Origin of the sequence: Streptomyces sp. NBC_00102, assembly GCF_026343115.1 — a bacterium.
Taxonomy (GTDB): domain Bacteria; phylum Actinomycetota; class Actinomycetes; order Streptomycetales; family Streptomycetaceae; genus Streptomyces.
This window is the reverse complement of sequence record NZ_JAPEMC010000001.1, coordinates 5,721,906-5,745,537: the sequence shown is the minus strand read 5'-3', so window position 1 is coordinate 5,745,537 and position 23,632 is coordinate 5,721,906. Positions and strand designations below refer to the sequence as shown.

Genomic DNA, 23,632 nt, shown 5'->3' with positions numbered 1-23,632 from the left:
TCTGCTTTCGGCAGACGGGGGCCTCGGCCTTGACGACATGGCATCCGTGGTCCACACCAGCCCCGCACTGACTTCGGTGCCCGGCCCGATGGCCGACCGGGCAACCGCCGCCGCCCATTTGCTCCTCCGCCTGGTCGACGGTGGCCCCGCGATGCCGTTGATCGTGCCGAACGAACCGTGGTGCGCGAGTCGACCTGATCTGGTGGAGCACCCCTCCAACGGCACCGCCTCGTGCGTGGGGCACCTGACCGCCGAGTCCGGCGGCCTCCAGGACCGCCGACTTCCACAGCCGCCGACCGCGCGACACGTACGGGTCGAGAGCCTCGTCAGCCCGTCCGGAAGCGCATTTCATGCTCCCTGGGGCTTGGCAGCAAGGGATTCCGCCAGTGCACGCCAGAGCTCGGCCGCGAGTTCGATGGTGCCGGCCTCGTGTGCCTCCTTGGCCATCCGTTCGAGTTCGGCCACGGCGGTGGTGCGGTTGCCGTCGAGAAAGGCCATCTGGTTACGCAGGGCGGCCAGGACCACCAAGTGCTGGTGGCTCATTCCTTCCGGACGCGGGCCGAGTCGGGCGTCGATGGCACGGGCGTCGGCGACCCGGCCCTCGTAGAAGGCAAGTCGGTACTGGAGCAGCAACAACTCCAGATACTGGCTGGAGGTACCGACCACGGCTACCGCCGAGGCGAGTTCCGCCAGGTGGCGTCCTGCCTGGTCAGTACGCCGTGGGTTCATTTGGAGGTACATGGTCGCCGCAGCGAGTCGCAGTCGCAGCCAGAGGACCGGGTCCTCGCTGCTCGGCATTCCGCCCAGGGCGGACTGGAGACGGCCGACGGCGGCCTCCCAGTCACCCTGGCGCATGGCCACGGTGGCGGCGCTCCACAGGACGTCCAGTCGGAGACGTTTCGACAGGAGGCCGTCGATTCCGTTCTCGGTGACCTCGTCCAGTGAGTCAGCCAGTCTGTCGGCTCTGTTCCGCGCCTCCGTCAGTCGTCCGATCTCCGCATCGATGGAGACGAGGGTCAGGGCCGCTTCGGTCATGTCCTGACGGGGCAGCCGGTTGGCCAGGGAGAGAGCGTGGGCGCGTTCCGCCACGGCGCGCGCCTCGGGCAGGTCGCCGGCAGCGCACAGTCGGCGGGCGAGGCGTATCCGGGATCTGGCCTGGGTGTAGGGAAGATCGAGTGCGTCACTGAGGACGACGAGTTCGCGCAGGAGGCGCAGTTCGTCGTCCTGTCGGCCCTCGGCGTGATAGCAGTCGGCGAGCAGCCATTGCGCCTGCCAGCGCAGGGCGGCACCGGCTTCCTCGTCCAGCCGGAGGGCCTCTTCCAGCTCGCCGGCCGTGCGGGGCGATCCGTGGACGGTGGTGACGGCGGCGAGGACGCGTGCCAGCAGGCTGCCCACCGGTGGAGCGAAGTCCGCGGGCACGACGCCGAGGCGGGCACACAGGTGTTCGAGAACGCGTGTCGTGGGAGGCCGGGCACCGGATTCCAACCGCGACAGATAGGCGGCCGAGAACTCCGAGCCGCCCAGCTCGGCCTGTGACAGAGCGCGTGCGACTCGCAGGGCGCGGAGTCTCCGGCCGAACGCCGGTTGCGTCGTCGGCGGATCGCGATGATCGGGCATGGAAGTCAATCTGGCCAACGTCGTGTTTTCTGTCAATGGAAGCTTGGCATCGTGGCGCTTGAGCGCCGATCTTGACTCAAATCATGCATACGCCCTGTTCGAGCGGCCACCCCCTTCCGTCATAAGTCTATTGCTGGAAAGGCACGTTGGTGGATCGACCGGGCCCCCTCCCCCGGACATTCACTTGGCAAGAAGTTGACAGCTGTTGTCAACGATCCCTATCTTCCCTGTAAAGGAACGAGGGGGAACCATGCAGTTGCACTATGTGGGGGCGGCCGATGTGCGCCGTGCCATCAACGAGGCGCGCCACGAGGTCATCCTGTCGATCCCCATCGCGAGTCCCGTCCAGGACGAGGTGGACCTCGACGCCGCCCGCGGTGTCAGTGGCAACCCCGAAGTCGATGTGCGGGTCTACGTACCCGGCGACCGGTCCGGTCGGGCCGGTCGGCTGGACCGCGGACTCGCGAAGCTGGCCATGGACGGGGCGCAGGTACACGACGCGACCTGGAGCAATCCCCGCATGGCGATCATCGACCGGTCCGTCGTCGTCCTGGCCCGAAACGAGAAGGACTACAGTGACGGCGCCCTCGTCGGACGCGGGCTGCCCTTCACACCTCTGCTGGCCCGTTCCCTCACCGCACCGCCGGCAGCCGCCGGACGGGAGACGGCAGAAGGCGAAGGGCTGCCGGCCGTCTCCCGCGAGGTGCTGCGCCAGCTGGCACTGGGCAGCAAGGACGAGACGGCCGCCCGCGAGATGGGCATGGCCCTTCGGACGTACCGCAGGTCCGTGGCCCAGCTCATGGAGCGGCTCGACGCACGCAGTCGCTTTCAAGCGGGATTCCTGGCGGGTCGGCGAGGGCTGCTCTAGACCGTGCCGCAGGACTCAGGCCGCGTACACCACGGCCGCAAGCCTCCGGCGGACACGTCGGCTCCATCGCACGACCCTCACCTCACCGCCCCCGATCTTTCGGTCCGCTCCGTCGCCCTGACGCGTTCCGCCTCCGCCAATGCCGCCTCCACCTTGCGGTTGGAGGTCATGGTCAAGCTGATGAGCGTGCTCGCCCCCAGGAAGACCGCGCCCACCAGATAGGGGGCACGCAGTCCATGCGCCGTCGCGAGCCAGCCGCCGAGCAGGGCTCCCAACGGCGCCGCCCCCAACGCCAGCAGACGACTCGCCGCAGCCACCCGGCCCATCAGCTCGCCCGGCACGATGGCCTGTCGGACCGAGCCGGACAGCACGATGGTCGCGCTCAGCGCCGCGGCGCGCACGGCCAGCGCGAGGCCCACGGGGACCGCGCTGTCGCCCAGCCCTATCGAGGTCTGCGCGATCGTGAGCAGCACCGCCGTCAGGATGAGCGCGCCGCCCGTGCCGAGCCGGTCGCTGACACGCCCCGACAGCAGGCTGCCCAGAAACCCGCCCACGGCCTCGCAGGTGAGCAGCAAGCCGAAGCCGGTGGCCCCCAGGTGCAGTTCCTCCTGCGCGAACAGGACGAAGACGGCCGTGCCGGCGCTGAAGGCGAAGTTGCCGAGCGCGGGGCGCAAGGACAGGCCGAGCAGGAGGGGGGAGCGGAGAAGGTAGCGGGCCCCTTCCGCCGCCTCCTTGAGCAGAGGCCTGCGGTCGGCGCGCGGTCGGGGGGGCGAGGCGGGCAGCAGGCGGATGACGAGTGAGCTGAAGACGAACGACACGGCGTCGACGACCAGTGGAACGGCCCGTCCCAGAGTGAAGAGGAAGGAGCCGGCCGGCGGTCCGACGAACCCGTCGAGGACGTCGACCGAGCCGCGCAGTCGCGCGTTGGCCCGCTTCAGCAACGCGGCGTCCCGGTCGAGGATCTCTGGTACGTAGGCGGCCGCGGCCGTGTCGAAAAGGATCTGCCCCATACCGAGGAGAAACGCCAGAGCGATCAGCAGCGGCACGCTGAGCCAGCCTGCTGCGGCGCCGGCGACGGCGGCGAACAACAGCAGCGCCCGGGCCGCGTCGGTCAGCCACATCGTCCGCCGACGGTCCCACCGGTCCACCAGCGCCCCGCCCACCAGGCCGAACATCAGCCACGGCAGCAGCGCCGCCGCGGAGATCACGGAGAGCAGCAGCGGATCCCGGGTGAGGCTTGCGGCGAGCAGGGGCAGGGCGGTCAGATAGACGCCGTCGCCGAAGGACGACACCGAAGCGGCTGCCCAGACACGCCGGAAGGCCTTCGGCAGCGGTGCTTTCGGCTGTGACGGATTGCTGCTCATGTTCGCTCCAGGTCGACGGGAGGCAGGGGTGTCTTGCGGACTCCGGCTGTGTTGAGCCGTCCGCAGGAGAGGCGGACGGCCGCGTCCACCCCTTCTCGTACGGACTCGGCCAGGCCGCCCTCGTCGAGCCGGCCCAGCGCCACTTCGGTCATTCCTCCGGGCGAGGCTACGGAGTTGATCACGAGCGCGGGTGTCGCGCCCCCTGCGAGGAGCGAGCCCGTACTGCGCACCGCGCGTACGGCGAGCAGGTCCGCCGTACCGGCCGGAATGCCCTGGGTCCGGCCGGCCGACGCGAGTGCCTCGGCGAAGCGGGCGACCAGCGCGGGGCCTGCCCCGGACAGCGCGCTGACCGCCTCCAGGAGGTCCTCGTCCAGGACCAGGACCTGACCGAGCCCGGAGAACAGACCGCACGCGGTGTCCAGGGCGGTGCGGTCGGGGGTGGTACCGAGCACGGTGACACCGTCGCGTTCGGCGACGGCCACGTTGGGGACGGCCCGCACCACGGGCACGCCGGGGAGACGCGCGGCAAGAGCCTCCGTCTGCCAGGAGGCGACGAGCGACAACAGCAGCTGCTGCGGCGTGATGGCTTCTGCCAGCTCGTCGAGGGCGGCTGCGGTCTCGTGCGGGTGGACGGCGAGGACGACGACGGCCGCGCCGTGGACGGCCTCGGCCACCGTGTCGGCCGACCGGATGCCGTATTCCTCGGCGAGGGCACGAGCTCCGCGACCGGTCCGGGAAACCCCGGTCAGCTGCTCCGGGGAGTGCCCGGCGCCGAGCAGCCCGTGCACCAGGGCCCGGGCCATCCGACCACACCCGACGAGGGCGACGGTGCCGTCGGCGGGCGACCGGCGTGCCGTCATCGGGTCGCCTCTACGAGGTCGGCAAGGGCGTGCATGCCCCGCACCAGACGGTCTTCGGTCTCGGCACCGACCGCGACGCGGACGAACCGGTCGCAACTGGCGCCGTAGCCGGCGCCCGGGACGACGGCGACGCCGTAGCGGGTGAGCAGCCGCTCGGCGAACTCCGTGGAGTCGAGCCGGGATTCGCCCAACGAGGCGAAGAGATAGAAGGTGGCGTCGCCCGGCAGGCACTGTACCCCGCGGTCCGCCAGCAGCCCGGCCATCCGGTTGCGGGTCGCGACGACCCGCCGGATCTGCGGGCGGGTGTGATCGAGGATCGCCTCGAAGTTCTCGGCCAGGTAGTAGCTGAGGATGGTCGGCGCGCAGGTCACCATGTGCTGCTGGAGCTTGATGACCTGGCGTGTGAAGTGCTGGTCGGCGATGAGGTAGCCGATGCGCCAGCCCGAGATGCCGTAGTTCTTCGACATCGAGTTGCAGACGATGGTGTGCCGCTTCTCCGGGTCGTGCTCCAGAGCGGAGACGAATACCTCACCCTCGGGCACGAACTCGTGGTAGGCCTCGTCGGAGATGAGGAACAGACCGTGCTTCTCGGCCATCTCGTGGAGCGACAGCATTTCGACCGCGCCCAGCCGGCGACCGCTGGGGTTGTGCGGGTTGTTGACGATGATCGCGCGGGTGCGGGGCGTGATGTACGACTCCAGGTCGCCCACCTGCTCGTACCACGGGGTCATCACCGGCACTCCCCGGGCGAGTCGCACCTGGTCCGGGTAGCTGACCCAGAGCGGCTCCGGGATGATGACCTCGTCGCCGGGGTCCAGCATGGCGGTCAAGGTCATGAAGATCGCGGCCTTGGACCCGGCCGTGACCATGATCTCCGTCTCGGGGTCGACCGGTGCGCCGGAGCAGGTCTCGTAGTATCCGGCCAGCTTCTGGCGCAGCAGCGGCACCCCGCGGGAGTGCGAGTAGTGGTGGATCTGCGTGCCCGGCATGCCCTCGAAGGAAGGCGTGGGAAGGTCGAAGAAGGCCTCTCCGAGTGACAGCGTGACGATGTCGAGTCCGGCCGCCCGCAGTTCGTAGATCCGGTTGTTCGTCCGGATCGAGGAGGCCTCCGAAACGGATTCCATGAGACTGGAGTACCTCAGTGTCCGCACGGTCATGGGTTGGCGTCCTTCGTGGTGAGCGGGCCGGTGGAGGTCTGCGGCTGGTGCCGCTCTGGGGCGGTCCGGTGCTTACAGGACACGGATCTGCCCGCTTCCCCAGACGACGTTCTTGACGCAGGTGAGCGACTCGAGCCCCATGGGGCCTCGCGCGTGCAGCTTCTGGGTGGCGACGCCGATCTCGACGCCGTAGCCGAACTCGCCGCCGTCCGAGAAGCGTGTGGAGGTGTTGACGAAGACGCTGCCGGAGTCGATGGCGCGGGCGAACCGCTGGGCCACCGCGATGTCCTGGGCCACGATCCCCTCGGCGTTGCGGGTGCCGTACGTGTTGATGTGGGCCAGCGCGACGTCGAGGTTCTCGACGACCTTCACCGCGAGGACCAGGTCCAGGTATTCGGTCTCCCAGTCGCTGTCCTGCGCCGGGACTGCGTCGGGCCACATGGCGCGGACGGTCTCGTCGCCGCGGATCTCGACGCCGAGACCCTTGAGCTCGTCGAGGACGCCCGGCAGCCAGTCGTCGGTGAGGTCCTGGTGGACCAGCAGGGTCTCGACGGCGTTGCAGACGCTGGGACGGGACGTCTTGCCGTTGATCACGATGTCGGTCGCCATGTCCCGGTCGGCGGTGGCGTCGACGTAGACGTGACAGTTGCCGTCGCCGTCGATCACGGTGGGGACGGTGGCGTTGTCCTTGACGGTCTGGATGAGCCCCGGACCGCCACGCGGCACGAGCAGGTCGACGTACTCATCGGCCTTGAGCAGTTCGAGGGCGGCCTCGCGGGAGACGTCGCGGATCAACTGCACGGCGTCGGTGGGCACGTCCTCCTGTCGGGCGAGCAACTCGATCAGCACGTCGGCGATGGCCGCGTTGGTGTGCCGGGCGATCGAGGAGCCGCGCAGTACCGCGGCATTGCCGGACTTCAGGCAGAGGGCGGCAACGTCGGCGGTCACGTTGGGGCGGGCCTCGTAGATGACTGCGACGACGCCGAGGGGCTCACGAACCTGTTCGATCCTGAGGCCGTTGGGGCGGGTTCGGCCCGCGACGACCTGGCCGACCGGGTCCGGCAGGTCGATGATCGTGCGCATGGCCCGGGTCATGCCGGCTATGCGCCCGTCCGTGAGGGTGAGCCGGTCGACGAGGGTGGCGGAGGCGCCACTCGTGCGCGCGGCTGCCACGTCCAGGGCGTTGGCTTCCTTCAGGTACTCGTGGGCGGCGTCGATGGCGTCGGCCATCTCCGCGATCACACGGTCCTTGACCTCGGTGGTCAGCTCCCGAACCGTGTAGGAGGCCTCGCGTGCACGGCGGCAGACGTCGGTGACGGACAGGGCGGTGGGGTGCTGGACGGTGGTCATGTCAGGCCTCCGGAAGGGTGACGTAATCGGTGGGGTGGAGTACGGCCGGGCCTTGACCCGGGTCGGTGAAGTCGTGGAGTTCGAAGGAACCGAGCCTGGCCCGTCCGCGGACGATGATCCGCCGGTCGCCATCGACCGCGTCGACGGTCGAACCAGCCTCGAAAACGCCCTCGTGGCTTTCGATGTACCGCGCCGTCAGCACACCGCCGCCGGCGAGGGCGGCGACGCCCTCGGGGGTGCAAAGCAGCCTGCCTGCCGGCGGCTCGGACAGCGCCCGCCATACCCGCCCGAGGTCCGGGTCCCGCTCCGGGGCCCGGGGGTGGACGAGAGTTCCGATGTCGGCCCCGGCCATCGCCCGTACGACACCGTCCTCGGTGTCGGCCCCGGCGATGACCACCGGGACCCCGGCGAGAGTAGCGATCCAAGCCGCGCACAGTTTGGCGGCCATGCCGCCGGTACCGAGCCCCCCGGCCGCGGCCCCGGCCAGACGCTCGACCCCGGGTGTCATGACGGCGATCTCCGGAATGCGACGGGCGCTTCGGTCACGACGTGGGTCGCTCTCGTACAAGCCGGGCACGTCGGTCAGGAGGAGTAGCCGGTCGGCCCCCAGGACGCCTGCGAGCAGTGCGGCGAGAACGTCGTTGTTGCGCACCATGACCGCGTCGTTCTCGTTCACCACGGGCACGAGACCAGCGGCGAGGGCACTCTCGAGGATCGCTCTGACGCTGTCGCGGTGCTCGGGTCCGGTGAGGTCGGGCGGGGTGAGCAGGATCTGTGCCGTGACCAGGCCGCGGGCTGCCAACGCATCGTGGAAGGCGGCGTAGAGCAGCCCTTGGCCGACGGCCGCTGCGACCTGGCGGGCAGCGGGTCCGACGACTGCGGTACCGGACGCGGCGAGTCGGGCGTTGCCGACGGCGATCGCGCCCGAGCCGATGACGACCGGCTGGATGCCCTCGCCACGCAGTCGTACGACCGCGTCGGCCAGAGCGGCGAGCTTGCCGGGATCGGGCCGCCCGTCGGAGACGAGTGACGACGTTCCGATCTTGATGACGACGCGTTCCTGGGGGGCGTCGGATGACATGGGACTGCCTCGGTTCCTTTGAGGGGTTCGCGCGGGTCTTGCGGGGAGACGGGCGTCTGGGGCGGGCCCGTTCAGGCGTCCGGCTCATGGGCTTCGGCCAGGTCGTCGAGGTGCCGGGCGACGACCCGGCCGATGACCTTGAGGGGGCCCGGCGCGGTCATCGCGCCGTGGGAGCAGTCGACGGGATGGACCTCGATCCGCCCCGTGACGTGTGGTGCCCACACCCGGTCCGGCTCGCTCACCGTCGCGCCCTCCGTGGCGGTGAAGAGGACCAGCTCCCCGTCGAACACGCCCGAGTCGAACGTGCCGCGCAGGTTGGTGACGTCCACGAACACCCGGGCCAGGGCGTCGAGCCCGTCCGGTCCCAGCTCGGCGAGCGGGCTGTCCGGGTGGGCGGGGTCGTGCCCCACCGAGTCCCTGATCGCCGGCCAGACCTCGGGGTCGTCGTACCCGACGGGTGGGGACACGAGGTCGGCCCGCCCGGGGAAGGCGTCGAGCAGTCCGAGGAACTCGACCTTCTCGCCGAGCTCCCGCAGCCGCACCGCGAGCGCATGCGCTGCGGCCCCGCCGAAGGACCAGCCGAGCAGGGCGTAGGGCCCCTCGTGCTGTACGGAACGGATCTCCGCCACGTACCGGTCGAGCATCGCCTCGAAGGACGACGGGCCTTCGTCCGGGTCGGAGAAGCCCGGGGCCTGCAGACCGTACACGGGCTGCCGTCTGTCCAGTCGGCTGGGCAGTCCGCTGTAGCACCAGCCCAGGCCGATGGCCGGGTGGACGCAGAACAGCGGGCGGCGGGTGCCCTCCGCGCGCAGCGGCAGCAGCACACCGAGGCCGTCTCCGGTCCTGCCCCGGCCGTCCCGGCCGAGCCGTTCGGCGAGAAGGGCCACGGTCGGCGCCTCGAACAGGGCGCGCACCGACAGCTCGCAGCCGAACCGGTCGCGGATGCGGCTGATCAGACGGGTGGCGAGCAGGGAGTGGCCGCCGAGGATGAAGAAGTCGTCGTCGACGCCGATGCCGTCGGTGCCGAGGACGTCCGCGAACAGATCGCACAACACGGCCTCGCTGCGGGTACGCGGCGGACGTCCCTCGCGCGACGGCAGCGCCGGGGCCGGCAGCGCACGGTAGTCGACCTTGTTGTTCGGGGTCAGCGGCAGCCGCTCCAGGACGAGGACGGCACCCGGGACCATGTAGTCGGGGAGGGCCCGGCGGGCGTGCCGGTCCAGCGCGTCCAGGTCGATCTCGGTGTCGCCGACCACGTAGCCGACGAGCCGCTTGTCGCCCGGTCGGTCCTCACGGGCTATGACGGAGACCTGACGGACACCGGGGAAGGCGGCAAGGACCGACTCGATCTCCGGGAGCTCGATGCGGAAACCGCGGATCTTGACCTGTTCGTCGGCCCGGCCGACGAAGTCGATCAGACCGTCGGCCGTCCAGCGCACCCGGTCGCCCGTGCGGTACATCCTGGAGCCGGCGGGACCGAACGGATCGGCCACGAAGCGCTCGGCCGTCAGATCGGGCCGGTTCAGATAGCCCCGGGCCAGACCGGTGCCCGACAAGTACAGTTCGCCGGTCACCCCGACCGGGACCGGGGTCAGCGAAGCATCGAGGACGTGGGCTGCCATACCGTCCAGAGGCCGTCCGATGGGCACGGGCGCCGGCACCTCCGAAGCCTTGCGCCAAGGCGCCGAGGTCGCGAACAACGTGGTCTCGGTGGGCCCGTAGTTACTGCGTACCAGCAGGTCCGGGCAGTGCTCCAGAACTCTGCGGACCGCCACCGGCGACACGATGTCGCCACCGGTGATGACCACCTTGACCCCCGCGAAGCACTCGGGCTGCTCCTCGGCCATGACACGGAAGAGACCTGCGGTGACGTCGACACCGGTAATCCGCTCCGTCCGCAGCAGCCTCGCGAGCCGTTCTACGGTCAGGTCCTCCTCGGGCGCGATGACGCTGGTACCGCCGTGCAGCAGTGGATACCAGAAGGAGTACGTGGACGGGTCGAACTCGTACGGGGTGAGCAACAGCACTCGGTCGTGGTCGCCCGGGACGAGGATCGAGTCGTTGACCAGCTCGAACACGTCCTGGTGGGTGACGGCGACGCCCTTGGGCTTGCCGGTCGAACCTGAGGTGTACATCACGTACGCCAGCTGCTGGCGGAGGCCGCGCACCGCGGGCTCGGCCGACGGCACGGACGCGTCCGCGCCGTCCTCGACCAGGACCACCGCAGCCGCATCGGGCAGTCCGCGCTCCCGCATAACCCGGTCGGTGAGCAGGACCTCGGCACCGCATTCCGAGAGCACGACCTGCATCCGGTCGAGCGGCGACGCGTGGTGCAACGGCACATAGTAGGAACCGGACTTGAGGATCGCGGTCAGGGCGACCACGAGGTCCACCGTGCGGCTCATCAGGATGGCGACAGGCCGCTCGGGACCGGCTCCCGCAGCGATCAGCAGGTGTGCCAGGCGGTTGGCGCGCGCGTCGAGTTCCGCGTACGTGAGGCTGTCGCCAGCGCAGCGCACCGCCACGGCATCCGGCGTCCGGAGCACTTGGTTCCGGAACGCCTCCTGGAGCGAACTCTCCGGAAAGCGGTCGACCGGGTCGGGGCCGGCCGCGAGGACGGCCAGTTCGTGTCGTTCGTCGGTGCCGAGGATGTCGATGGCGCCGATGCGGGTGGCGGGGGCGTGGGCGGCGTTGTCGAGGACGCGGACGAGGCGCGTGAAGAGCTGTCGGACGGTGTTCTCGTCGTAGAGGTCGGTGGCGTAGCCGATGGTGGCGCGCAGCGGGCCGGGGCGCCCGTCGCCGTCGGTCAGTGCCCGGAAGTTGATGTTGAGGTCGAACTTCGCCTGGTCCAGGACGCCTTCGACACCCTCGACCTCCGCACCCGGCAATTCCATCGTCGGTCCGGAACCGCTGGCCACCTCCAGCATGATCTGGAAGAGGGGGTGTCGGGTGGTGGAGCGAGGCGGGTTGAGGGTCTCGACGACGCGTTCGAAGGGGACGTCCTGATGGTGGTAGGCGGCCAGGCTGGTTTCGCGGACGCGGTGGAGGAGCTCGTGGAAGGAGGGATCTCCTGAGGTGTCGGTCCGCAGGACCAGGGTGTTGATGAAGAAGCCGACGAGGTGGTCGAGGGCTTCGTCGGTGCGGCCGGCGACAGGGGTGCCGAGGGGAATGTCGGTGCCTGCGCCGAGACGGGTGAGGAGGGCCGCGAGAGCGGCGTGGACGACCATGGTGAGGGTGGTGCCGGTGGTGCGTGTCAGCTCGGTCAGCCTGGCGTGGAGTTCACTGCTGAGCTCGGTCTCGAAGACCTCGCCCCGGTGCGTGGGCACGGTGGGGCGGGGCCGGTCGGCAGGGAGGTCGAGTTCGACCGGCAGACCGGTGAGCGTCTCCTTCCAAAAGGCCAGTTGCGGCTCTTCGATGGTGCGGAGGAGCCGACGCTGCCAGAGGGTGTAGTCGGCGTACTGAACAGCCAGGGGCTGCCAGTCAGGAGTGCCGCCGGTGAGCCGGGCCCGGTAGGCCGCGGAGAGGTCACTGCCGAGCGGGCGCATGGAAGCGCCGTCGCTCGCGATGTGGTGGAACAACAGGTGCAGGACGTGGTCGTGTTCGGTGATCCGGATGAGCGAAGCCCGCAGCGGCAGGTCGTGACCCAGGTCGAAGACATGGCAGCCGAGGTCCTCCAGGACCGTGTCCAGCTCGTGTTCGGCGCAAGGCACCCGGTGGAGCCGGAGATCGGCTTCCTCCCGGACCGTCTGGATGATCTCGCCGGCATGCTGGTGGAACACAGTGCGCAGGGTCTCGTGCCGCGAGACGACATCAGCGAGTGCCTGTTCGAGGGCGGTGGCGTCGAGGGTGCCCCGGATACGGAAACTGAGGGGAGCGTTGTAGGTGGTGCCCGGGCCCTCCAACTGGTCGAGGAACCACAGGCGCTGCTGGGCGGCGGAAGCGGGCACGATCTCCGGTCGCCCGGTGGCCGTCAGAGCGGGGCGTGTCGTCCCGGTCCGAGTGAGACGCGCGGCCAGGGCACCGGGGCTGGGCGATTCGAAGACCGCCCGGACCGAGAGCTCACTCTCGAACGTGGTGCGGATACGGCTGATGAGGCGCGTGGCGAGAAGAGAGTGCCCGCCGAGAGCGAAGAAGTCGTCCTCGACGCCCACCGAATCGGCGCCCAAGACCTCGGCGAACAACTCGCACAGCACCCGCTCGTCCGCGGTGACCGGAAGACCGGCCGACGCCCCCTCCCTGACGGGAGCCGGCAGCGCGGTGGTGTCCAGCTTTCCGTTGGCGGTCAGCGGCAGGCACCCCAGGCAGACCACCGCGTCCGCCACCATGTACTCAGGCAGCCGGCCCACCATGAACTCTCGTACGGAGGAGGGCAACGCATCGGCGTCGGCACCGTCGGCCGGGACGACGTAGGCGACGAGCCGCCGGTCACCGGGGACGTCCTCCCGGGCGACGACCGCGGCTTGGTGCACCTCGGGGTGGGCGGTCACGATCGCCCGGACCTCACCGGGTTCGATGCGATGGCCGCGGATCTTCACCTGGTCGTCCGAACGGCCGATGAACCAGAGCAGTCCGTCGGCGGACCACTTGACACGGTCGCCGGAGCGGTACATCCGAGTGCCGTCCGCCGCGAACGGGTCCGCCACGAAGCGCTCGGCGGTCAGGTCGGGGCGTGACACGTAGCCGCGGGCCACCACGGTCCCGGCGATGTACAGCTCACCGGGTACACCGGGGGCTACCGGTTGGAGCCGTTCGTCCAGCACGTACAGCCGGGTATTGGCGATCGGCTTTCCGATGGGTACCGCGTCGCCGAGGTCCTGGCCCGCGACGACGTCGAAGACACAGCAGCCGACCACCGTCTCGGTCGGCCCGTACTCGTTGGTCACCATCGAATCGGGAGCGCGCCGCAGCCAGGATCGGACGTCCGAGACGGTCAGGGTCTCGCCACCGACGACCAGACGCCGCGTGGCCCGTGCGGCGTCCTCGTCCGCGAGCAGCTCGTTGAGCAGCGGAACGTGCGCGGGCACCACCTTGATCACCTCGAAGCCGCCGGTGGCCCGGACCGTGTCCGCGAGCCCTTCGGCCCCGCCCTCGACACTTACGACGACGGGGGAACCCGAGATCAGCGGCACCATCAGGCTGGTGACGGTCAGGTCGAAGGCCAGTGAGGAATGCAGGGCGGCACCGGCGCCGCCGGCCACTCCGTACGCCCGGGAGGACCAGACCACGTAGTTGACCAGGCCACCGTGGTGGACGGCGACGCCCTTGGGGCGACCGGTGGAGCCCGAGGTGTAGATGACGTAAGCCAACGCGTCGCCGCTGGCCCGCACCCCGGGAGACCCGTCCGGAAGGGCGGCGAGCCGGTCGAGCAGGGCGGGGTCGTCGAGGCTGAGGACGGGGACGCCGCACTCCGGAAGGTCCGCCCGAAGCCTCTCGTCCGTCAGCAACAACCCGGCCTCGGCGTTGTCCAGCATGAAAGCGGCGCGGTCGGCCGGGTAGTCCGGATCGAGCGGCAGGTAGGCCGCACCCGCCTTCCAGACGGCGAGAACGGAGACCACGGCCTCGGTGCCGCGCTCCAGCCGCAGCCCGACCATGGACTCGGGGCCGACCCCGTGGTCCCGCAGCAGGTGTGCCAGGCGGTTGGCGCGTGCGTCGAGTTCGGCGTAGGTGAGGCCACTGACCCCGTTGACGACCGCGGGCGCTGCGGGGGTGCGTGCGCATTGGTCCTCGAAGAGCTCCAGCACGGTTTTGTCGGGCATCGGAGCCGAGGTCTCGTTCCAGTCCTCCAGCATGCGCCGTCGTTCGTCGGTGCCGAGGATGTCGATGGCGCCGATGCGGGTGGCGGGGGCGTGGGCGGCGTTGTCGAGGACGCGGACGAGGCGCGTGAAGAGCTGTCGGACGGTGTTCTCGTCGTAGAGGTCGGTGGCGTAGCCGATGGTGGCGCGCAGCGGGCCGGGGCGCCCGTCGGCGTCGGTCAGTGCCCGGAAGTTGATGTTGAGGTCGAACTTCGCCTGGTCCAGGACGCCTTCGACACCTTCGACCTCCGCACCCGGCAGGTCGAGGGCCGAACCGTTGCCCATGTCGACCTGGAGCATGATCTGGAAGAGGGGGTGTCGGGTGGTGGAGCGAGGCGGGTTGAGGGTCTCGACGACGCGTTCGAAGGGGACGTCCTGATGGTGGTAGGCGGCCAGGCTGGTTTCGCGGACGCGGTGGAGGAGCTCGTGGAAGGAGGGATCTCCTGAGGTGTCGGTCCGCAGGACCAGGGTGTTGATGAAGAAGCCGACGAGGTGGTCGAGGGCTTCGTCGGTGCGGCCGGCGACAGGGGTGCCGAGGGGAATGTCGGTGCCTGCGCCGAGGCGGGTGAGGAGGGCCGCGAGAGCGGCGTGGACGACCATGGTGAGGGTGGTGCCGGTGGTGCGTGTCAGCTCGGTGAGCCTGGCGTGGAGTTCACTGCTGAGCTCGGTCTCGAAGACCTCGCCCCGGTGCGTGGGCACGGTGGGGCGGGGCCGGTCGGCAGGGAGGTCGAGTTCGACCGGCAGACCGGTGAGCGTCTCCTTCCAAAAGGCCAGTTGCGGCTCTTCGATGGTGCGGAGGAGCCGACGCTGCCAGAGGGTGTAGTCGGCGTACTGAACGGCCAGGGGCTGCCAGTCAGGAGTGCCGCCGGTGAGCCGGGCCCGGTAGGCCGCGGAGAGGTCACTGCCGAGCGGGCGCATGGAAGCGCCGTCGCTCGCGATGTGGTGGAACAACAGGTGCAGGACGTGGTCGTGTTCGGTGATCCGGATGAGCGAAGCCCGCAGCGGCAGGTCGTGACCCAGGTCGAAGACATGGCAGCCGAGGTCCTCCAGGACCGTGTCCAGCTCGTGTTCGGCGCAAGGCACCCGGTGGAGCCGGAGATCGGCTTCCTCCCGGACCGTCTGGATGATCTCGCCGGCATGCTGGTGGAACACAGTGCGCAGGGTCTCGTGCCGCGAGACGACATCAGCGAGTGCCTGTTCGAGGGCGGTGGCGTCGAGGGTGCCCCGGATACGGAAACCGACGGGAGCGTTGTAGGTGGTGCCCGGGCCCTCCAACTGGTCGAGGAACCACAGGCGCTGCTGGGCGGCGGAAGCGGGCACGATCTCCGGTCGCCCGGTGGCCGTCAGAGCGGGGCGTGTCGTCCCGGTCCGAGTGAGACGCGCGGCCAGGGCACCGGGGCTGGGCGATTCGAAGACCGCCCGGACCGAGAGCTCACTCTCGAACGTGGTACGGATACGGCTGATGAGGCGCGTGGCGAGAAGAGAGTGCCCGCCAAGAGCGAAGAAGTCGTCCTCGACGCCCACCGAATCGGCGCCCAAGACCTCGGCGAACAACTCGCACAGCACCCGCTCGTCCGCGGTGACCGGAAGACCGGCCGTACCGCTGCCGGCGTACACCGGTGCGGGCAACGCCTTGCGGTCCAGCTTGCCGTTCGCGGTCAGCGGCAGCACGGACACCTCGACGAAGGCCGAGGGGACCATGTGCGAGGGGAGGACGCCGGTCAGGTGCGCACGGAGGGCGCCGGTATCGATCCGCTCACCGGCGCGGGGCACGGCGTAGCCGACGAGCCGCCGGTCGCCGGGGACGTCCTCGCGGACCACGACGGCGGACTGGGCGACGGCCGGGAAGGTGCTCTGAGCGGACTCGATCTCGCCGAGTTCGATGCGGAAGCCGCGGACCTTCACCTGGTCGTCAGCCCTGCCCAGGTACTCCAGGCGATCCCGTGAAGTCCGGCGGACGATGTCCCCGGTGCGGTACATCCGAGCGCCGGGCCCACCGTAGGGGCAGGCGACGAAGCGGGCCGCAGACAGGCCGGGCCGGCCCAGATAGCCTCGCGCGAGGCCGTCTCCCGAGACGTACAGCTCTCCCGGCACTCCGGTGGGGACCGGGCGCAGCAGGTCGTCCAGGACGTACAGGCCGAGATCGGGAATGGCCTCGCCGATGACGCTGCCCGGGAGCGTGGCCGCCTTCTCGCGATCGAGAGCCTGGTGGGTGACATGCACCGTGGTCTCGGTGATGCCGTACATGTTCATCAGGACGGGAGCATCGTCGCGGTGCCGTAGGTACCAGTCGGCGAGTCGGCGCAGGTCGAGTGCTTCACCGCCGAACACGACGGTCCGCAGCGCAAGCCGGTCGCCGACCTCGGGGTTCTCGGCGTCCGCTTGGACCAGCTGGTAGAAGGCGGACGGCGTCTGGTTGAGCACGGTGACACGCTCATCGGCGAGCAGCCGGAGGAAGTCCACCGGGCTGCGGCTGACGGAGTGCGGGACGACCACGAGCCGACCGCCGTGGAGCAGCGGGCCCCACAGCTCCCAGACGGAGAAGTCGAAGGCGTACGAGTGGAAGAGCGTCCACACGTCGTCCGCGCCGAAACCGAACCAGTGACGGGTGGAGGCGAAGAGACGCGTGACGTTCCGGTGCGGCACGACGACGCCCTTGGGGCGGCCGGTGGAGCCCGAGGTGTAGATGACGTAGGCCGTGTGGTCGGGCAGCAGCACTCCGGTGGCCGGGGCGGTCGCGGCCGTCTCCGCCAAGCGCCGGGCAGTGTCCGGTGTATCGAGCGGCAGGACGGGCGTATCGCCGGGCAGCCGCGCCGCGAGGTCTCCCGCGGTCACCAGGAGGACGGGGGCGGCGTCCTCCAGCATGTACGCGATGCGGTCCGCCGGGTAGTCGGGATCGACCGGCAGATAGGCGGCTCCCGCCTTGAGTACGGCGAGCAGAGTGACGACCAGGGCGGTGGATCGGGGCAGGGCGACAGCGACGAGGCGGTCGGGTCCGGCCCCCCGCTCGGCCAGCAGACGAGCCAGACGGTTGGCGCGCGCGTCGAGTTCGGCGTACGTGAGGTGTTCGCCGTCGAAGGACGCGGCGACGGCGTCGGGGGTACGGGCGGCCTGCGCGGCGAACAGCTCGGGAAGGGTCGCGTCCGCCTCGTCGTGGGCGACGGGCGCAGTCAGCAGGGCAGCGTGCTCCTCGGCGCCGAGGATGTCCAGGGAACCGATACGGACGGCCGGATCGGCGGCCGCCACTTCCAGGACGCGGATGAGGCGCTCGACGAGGCGCACCACGGTGATCCGGTCGAACAGGTCGGCGGAGTAGCCGACGGCGACTCGCATCGGTCCCGGACGGCCGTCCGGTGCCGTGCCGGCGCGCAGGTTCAGCGACAGGTCGAACTTGGAACCGTCACGGTTGGCCGTGTGGCCCTCCACCGGCCTGCCGCACAGGTCCAGGGTGGCACCGGTTTCTCCGGTGACCTGGAGCATGATCTGGAAGAGGGGGTGGCGCGCTGGGGAGCGGTTCGGATTGAGGGCCTCGACGACCCGTTCGAAGGGAACGTCCTGGTTCTCGTAGGCGGCCAGACCGGTCTCGCGGGCACGGTTGAGGAGGTCGTGGAAAGAGGGGTCTCCCGAGGTGTCCGTGCGCAGCACCAGCGTGTTGACGAAGAAACCGATCAAGCCGTCGAGGGCTTCGTCGGTGCGGCCGGCGACAGGGGTGCCGATCGGGATGTCGGTCCCGGCGCCGAGACGGGTGAGGACAGCGGCGAGCGCGGCGTGCGCGACCATGGTGAGCGTCGTACCCGTCGTGCGTGCCAACTCGGCCAGATCTGCGTGGAGTCCGGCACTCAGCTCGGTCTCGAAGGCTTCGCCCCGGTACGAGGGGAGAGCGGGACGGGGCCGGTCGGTGGGCAGGTCGAGTTCTTCCGGCAGACCGGCCAGAGCTTCGCGCCAGTGATCCAGCTGCGGGCCCTCGACCGCGTCCAGGAGTCGGCGCTGCCAGAGGGCGTAGTCGGCGTACTGGACGGCCAGGGGGTGCCACGTGGGAGCCCCGCCCGCCATCCGTGCGCGGTAGGCAGCAGACAGGTCGGCCCCCAGCGGCGCCATCGACGCGGCGTCGGCGGCTATGTGGTGCAGCAGCAGCACCAGCACGTGGTCGTCGTCGGCGATCCGGACGAGCGACGCACGCAGCGGGAGGTCCCGGCTCAGGTCGAAGGCATGGTGGCCGAGGCCGTCGAGGACGGTCTCCAGTTCGTCCTCGGTGCAGTTGACGTGGTGCAGCGCGAGGTGTGCATCGGGGAGGACCAGCTGGAGGACCTCTCCGTCCGTCTCACGGAACACCGTGCGCAGGGTCTCGTGCCGGGAGACGAGGTCGCCGAGCGCGCCCTCCAGGGCGTTGGTGTCCAGCGGGCCGGGGACGCGGTAGGTGAGGAGCAGGTTGTAGGCGGTGCTGCCCTCCTCGAAGCGGTCCAGGAACCACAGGCGCTGTTGAGCCGCCGAGGCGGGCAACGCCAACGGGCGCTCCGCGGCGGTCAGTGCGGGACGGGCGGCGTCCGCGGCCGGCAACAGCGCGGCCAGACCTCCGGGCGTCGGCGCCTCGAACACGGCGCGCACCCCCAGTTCGAAGTCGAGGGCACCGCGCACCCGGTTGACCAGACGGGTGGCGAGCAGCGAGTGGCCGCCGAGGGCGAAGAAGTCGTCGTCGACGCCCACCGAATCTGCTCCCAGGACCTCGGCGAACAGCTCGCACAGCATCCGCTCCTCGGCGGTGGCGGGAAGACGGTCCGAGGTACCGGCGTAGGCCGGCGCGGGCAGGGCCCTGCGGTCGAGTTTGCCGTTGGCGGTCAGCGGGAGGGAGTCCACCACGACGAACGCCGAGGGCACGACGGCGGGCGGTACGGCCGCGGCGACCGCGCGGCGCAGTGCGTCCGCGGACGGGACGTGGTCACCGGGACCGGGGACGACGTAGGACACCAGACGTTTGTCGCCCGGGGTGTCCTCGCGCAGGACGGTGGCGGCGTGCGCCACTCCCGGCACCGCGCCGACCAGCGCGTTGAGTTCGCCGAGTTCGACACGGACTCCGCGGATCTTGACCTGGTCGTCGGCGCGGCCGAGGAAGGCCAGTTCGCCGTCGGAACGCCGTCGCACCAGGTCGCCGGTGCGGTACATGCGCTCGCCCGGCGCGCCGAACCGGTTCGCCACGAAACGCTCGGCGGTCAGGCCGGGTCGGCCCAGATAGCCGTGGGCGAGGACACCGCCGGACAGATACAGTTCGCCGGGAACGCCCGTCGGCACCGGGCGCAGCCGCTCGTCGAGGATGTGCAGCCGGGTGTTCCAGATCGCCTCGCCGAGAGGTGCGGTGAGCGGCCAGTCGGCAACTGTGGCAGGCAGGGTGGCGCTGGTGACCAGATGGGTCTCGGACGGCCCGTAGTGGTTGTGGAGCCGCAGCTCGGGGCGGGCCTCGTGGAAGGCGCGGACAGGCCCGCTCAGTTGCAGGGCTTCGCCGGCCTGGGCGACGTGCCGCAGTGCCGCCAGCGGAAGGCCCTGCTCGGTGGCAGCCTCGTAGACCGCCGTGATCACGAGGTCGGGGGCGAAGAACTCGGTGACGCGCTCCTCTTCCAGCCAGGCCGCGAGTCGGCCCGCGTCGAGCCGGGTCTCCTCGTCCGGGACGCACAGCGTCTTGCCGTTGAGCAAGGTCATGAGGATCTCGTGCTCGAAGACGTCGAAACCGACCGCCGAAAACTGCGAGACCCGGGCTCCGGGCCGGTACGGGAAGACGGTGGCGTTCCAGGCGAGCAGGTTGATCAGAACTCTGGCGGGCAGGACGACGCCCTTGGGGCGGCCGGTGGAGCCCGAGGTGTAGACGACGTAGCCGGGGGTCTCGTGGGTCAGCGGGGCGGGGCGGTCGGCGTCTGTGGGCAGGTCAGCGCCCAGCGCGGCGAGCTCCGTCTGGACCTCGGCGTCGTCGAGGTCGAGCAGAGGCCCGGTGAGCCGGTCCGTGCCCGCCCGGTCGGTCAGGCACACTGCGGGGCGGGCGTCCTGAAGGACGAACTCGGTACGCTCCCGCGGGTACTGCGGGTCGAGCGGCAGATAGGCGGCACCTGCCTTGAGGACGGCGGTGAAGGCGACGGTCAGCCGGGCGCCGCGGGGAAGCAGCACCCCGACGTACGAGCCCGGACCGGCGCCACGGGCGAGCAGCAGCCTGGCCAGCCGGTTGGAACGCTCGTCGAGTTCCGCGTAGGTCAGCCGGCCGTCGGGGGCGCTGACCGCGAGTGCGCCGGGCGTGCGGGCGGCCTGCGCGTGCAGCAGCTCGGGGAGGCCGGCGGCAGGCAGTCCGGTCACGGTGGCGTCGGCAGTCGCGAGTTCCCGCTGCCGCTCGCCTTCGAGGAACAGGTCGAGGTCGCCCAAGGCCTGATCGGGGTCGGCGAGAGCCTGGACCAGCAGGGTGGTGAAGCGGCGGGCGAACAGCTCGGCCGTGGCGTGCGTGAACAGGTCGGCGGAGAACTCGAGGCGGCCGGTGAGCCCGTCGGGTGTGCCGTCGGCGCCGTACCGCTCGGTGAAGCCGAAGAGAAGGTCGAACTTCGCGGTGGTGGCGGGGATCTCCTCGGCCCGCGCGGTGAGCCCGGGCAGCGTGAACCGGTAGCCGCCGGCGTTCTCCATCGTCAGCATCGTCTGGAACAGGGGATGGCGGGAGAGCGAGCGGTCCGGGTTGACCGCCTCCACGACCTGGTCGAAGGGCACCTCCTGGTGCTCGTAGGCGGCCAGGGCGCCCTCGCGGACCCGTTCCAGCAGGGCCCGGAAGGTGGGGTCGCCGGAGGTGTCCGTGCGCAGCACCAGCGTGTTGACGAAGAAGCCGATCAGACCGTCGAGGGCCGCGTCCGTACGTCCGGCGACGGTGGTGCCGATCGGAATGTCGGTGCCCGCGCCGAGGCGGGTGAGCAGGGTCGCCACGGCCGCCTGCAGGACCATCGGCACGCTGGTGCGGGTGGTGCGGGCCAGTCGTGTCAGGGAGGCGTGCAGTTCGGGCCGCAGGTCGAGGGGGACCACACCGCCGCCCTGACCGGCCACCGGCGGCCTCGGGAAGTCGATGGGCAGTTCCAGCTCTGCGGGGACGCCGTCGAGGGTGCGGCGCCAGAACTCGATCTGGCGGGCGGCGAGTCCCGCCGGATCACGGGGGTCGCCCAGGAGCTCGCGCTGCCACAGCGTGTAGTCCGCGTACTGCGCCGGCAACGGGGCGAAGTGCGGGGACTCGCCCGCCAGGCGCGCGGTGTAGGCCTGCTGGAGTTCGCGGGTGAGGGGCTGCATGGACCAGCCGTCGGTGCCGATGTGGCTGAGCGTGAGGAGCAGAACGTGCTCGTCCGGGCCGGCAATGAACAGGCGGGCACGCAGGGGTACGTCGACGGTCGGGTCGAAGGTGGCGTACGCGGCCTCGCGCAGTTCCGCGTCCAGGTCGGCCACGTGTTCCACGGGCAGTTCGGGGCGGACCCGACCCGCCGGCAAGATCATCTGGTGCGGTTCGCCGTCTCGCTCGGGGAAGACGGTGCGCAGCGCCTCGTGCCGGTCGAAGAGGTCACCGAGTGCCGCCTCCAGAGCGGCCGGGTCGAGGACGCCGGCGAGGCGCACGGCGACGGGAAGCACGTAGGCCGCGGAGCCGCCGTCCATACGGTTGTGGAACCACATGCGGTGCTGGGCCGGGGAGAGCGGGATCACGTCGGGTCGGACCGTCGGCACGAGCGCGGGCCGTGCGGCGGCGGCGTTCTCCGTCGCTCGGGCCAGAGCGCTGACCGTGGGGCGGTCGAAGACCGCGGTGACGGGGAGGTCGATACCGAGTTCGCCGCGGATCCGGCTGACGAGGCGGATGGCGTGCAGGGAGTTGCCGCCGAGGGCGAAGAAATCGTCGTCGGCCCCGGTGCCGGTCACGTCGAGGATGTCTTCGAAGAGTCGGCACAGCAGGGCCTCGCGGTCGGTGCGCGGCGTGCGGCCGGTGCCGTCGTCGGCATCGGCGAGGGCGGGGGCGGGGGCGGGCAGGGCGCGGTAGTCGACCTTGTGGTTCGCGGTGAGCGGCAGCCGTTCGAGTACGACGTAGGCGGTGGGCAGCGCGTACGAGGGGAGGCGCTGCTCAAGGTGGGCGCGAGCGGCGACGGCCGCGTCGGCGGCGCCCGCGTGCTCGGGCACGATGTAGACGACGAGCCGTTTGTCTCCGGGCTGTTCCTCGCGGACGGTCACGACTGACTGGCGCAGTCCGGCGCAGTCGGCGAGCGCGGCCTGGACCTCTCCCGGCTCGACGCGGTAGCCGCGGATCTTCACCTGGTCGTCGGAGCGCCCGGCGAACACGAGGAGACCGTCGCCGGCGCGGCGTGCGAGGTCGCCGGAGCGGTACATCCGCGAGCCGTCCGCGGAGAACGGGTCGGCGACGAAGCGCTCGGCCGTGAGGTCGGGGCGGTGGGCGTACCCACGGGCGAGGCCCGCGCCGGCCAGGTACAGCTCGCCGGTCCCGCCGTCGGCGACGGGACGCAGGGCGGCGTCGAGAACGTAGGCGCGCATACCGTCGAGCGGGCCGCCGAGCGGGACCCGGTCCGGAACGTCGGCTGCTCGGACCCACCGGTGCTGGGCGGCGTACAGAGTGGTTTCGGTGGGGCCGTAGGTGCCGCGCACGACAGTGTCGGGGCAGTGTTCCAGGACCCGGCGCACGGCGCCGGCCGAGACGACGTCGCCGCCGGTGAGGACCTCCCGCATCCCGGCGAAGCACTCCGGGTGCTCCTCGGCCATCACGCGGAACAGGCCGGCCGGGATCTCGGCGGCCGTGATCCGCTCCCGGGCGATGAGCTCCGCGAGGCGGTCCACGGTCAGCTCGCCCTCGGTGGCGAGGACGACGGTGCCCCCGGTCAGGAGCGGATACCAGAGTGCGTACGTGGCGGGGTCGAAGGCGTACGACGCGACGAGCAGGACGCGCTCGTGGGCACCGGGCGCAGCGAACATCGAATCGCCCACGAGGTCCAGGATGTTGCGGTGGGTGACGGCAACGCCCTTGGGGGTGCCGGTGGAGCCCGAGGTGTGCATCACGTAGGCGAGCTGCTCGGGCAGGACTCGCGCGGCCGGGCGGCCGGCACCCGGCCGCCCGGGGGCGCCGGCCGGCCGGGCCTCTGTCAGGTCCGCCAGGACGGTGGCCGGGACCCTCGGAGCGTGGGCGGCCATGACGGAGTCGGTGAGCAGGACCGCAGCGCCGCTTCCCGTCGCGGTCCACTCCATCCGCTCGCGCGGATGGGCGGGGTGGAGCGGGAGGTAGTGCGCTCCCGTCTTGAGTACGGCGAGGAGCGCGACGACCAGGTCGACCGTGCGGTCCATCAGTACCAGAACGGGACGTTCCGCGCCCGCGCCTTCGGCGCCCAGGACTTCGGCCAGCCGGTCCGACCTCTCGTCGAGATCCCGGTAGGTGAGGCCACGCCCGGCGCACCGCACCGCCACGGCTTCTGGAGTGCGAGCTGCCTGCTCGCCGAAGGCCTCCGGCACCGAACCCACGAACATCGTCACTCGCTCCTCGTGATGCGCCGC

The 23,632-nt window shown here is 70.7% G+C and carries 8 protein-coding genes; 1 reads left to right on the top strand and 7 read right to left on the bottom strand.

Annotated elements, in window-relative coordinates:
* Positions 1-348: 348 nt before the first annotated feature.
* Positions 349-1,617, bottom strand: coding sequence for a helix-turn-helix domain-containing protein (locus OHA55_RS25505; RefSeq protein WP_266709985.1), 1,269 nt, complete (start codon positions 1,615-1,617; stop codon positions 349-351).
* A 250-nt stretch (positions 1,618-1,867) separates the two neighbouring features.
* On the opposite strand from OHA55_RS25505, the gene OHA55_RS25500 reads away from it, so the two are divergent.
* On the top strand, positions 1,868-2,485 hold the full coding sequence (locus OHA55_RS25500; RefSeq protein ID WP_266709984.1) for a hypothetical protein: 618 nt from the start codon (positions 1,868-1,870) through the stop codon (positions 2,483-2,485).
* Between the two features lie 77 nt (positions 2,486-2,562).
* Here OHA55_RS25500 and OHA55_RS25495 read toward each other — a convergent pair whose 3' ends face one another.
* The 6 genes from OHA55_RS25495 to OHA55_RS25470 form a co-directional block, all read right to left on the bottom strand.
* Positions 2,563-3,849 carry an MFS transporter gene (locus OHA55_RS25495; RefSeq protein WP_266709983.1) on the bottom strand — a complete coding sequence of 429 codons (1,287 nt, stop codon included), beginning with the start codon at positions 3,847-3,849 and terminating at the stop codon, positions 2,563-2,565.
* Positions 3,846-4,709: a pyrroline-5-carboxylate reductase gene (locus OHA55_RS25490; RefSeq protein WP_266709982.1), complete on the bottom strand. Its 864-nt coding sequence runs from the start codon at positions 4,707-4,709 to the stop codon at positions 3,846-3,848. Before OHA55_RS25490 ends, OHA55_RS25495 begins: the two co-directional genes overlap by 4 nt.
* The gene (locus OHA55_RS25485) at positions 4,706-5,833 is read right to left on the bottom strand and encodes a pyridoxal phosphate-dependent aminotransferase (RefSeq protein WP_266709981.1); all 1,128 of its coding nucleotides are present in this window, start codon (positions 5,831-5,833) and stop codon (positions 4,706-4,708) included. Before OHA55_RS25485 ends, OHA55_RS25490 begins: the two co-directional genes overlap by 4 nt.
* A 105-nt stretch (positions 5,834-5,938) precedes the next feature.
* The gene (locus OHA55_RS25480) at positions 5,939-7,216 is read right to left on the bottom strand and encodes a glutamate-5-semialdehyde dehydrogenase (protein ID WP_266709980.1); all 1,278 of its coding nucleotides are present in this window, start codon (positions 7,214-7,216) and stop codon (positions 5,939-5,941) included.
* A gap of 1 nt (position 7,217) precedes the next feature.
* Positions 7,218-8,297: a glutamate 5-kinase gene (proB, locus tag OHA55_RS25475; protein WP_266709979.1), complete on the bottom strand. Its 1,080-nt coding sequence runs from the start codon at positions 8,295-8,297 to the stop codon at positions 7,218-7,220.
* Between the two features lie 71 nt (positions 8,298-8,368).
* On the bottom strand, positions 8,369-23,605 hold the full coding sequence (locus OHA55_RS25470) for a non-ribosomal peptide synthetase (RefSeq protein WP_266711139.1): 15,237 nt from the start codon (positions 23,603-23,605) through the stop codon (positions 8,369-8,371).
* Positions 23,606-23,632 lie beyond the last annotated feature (27 nt).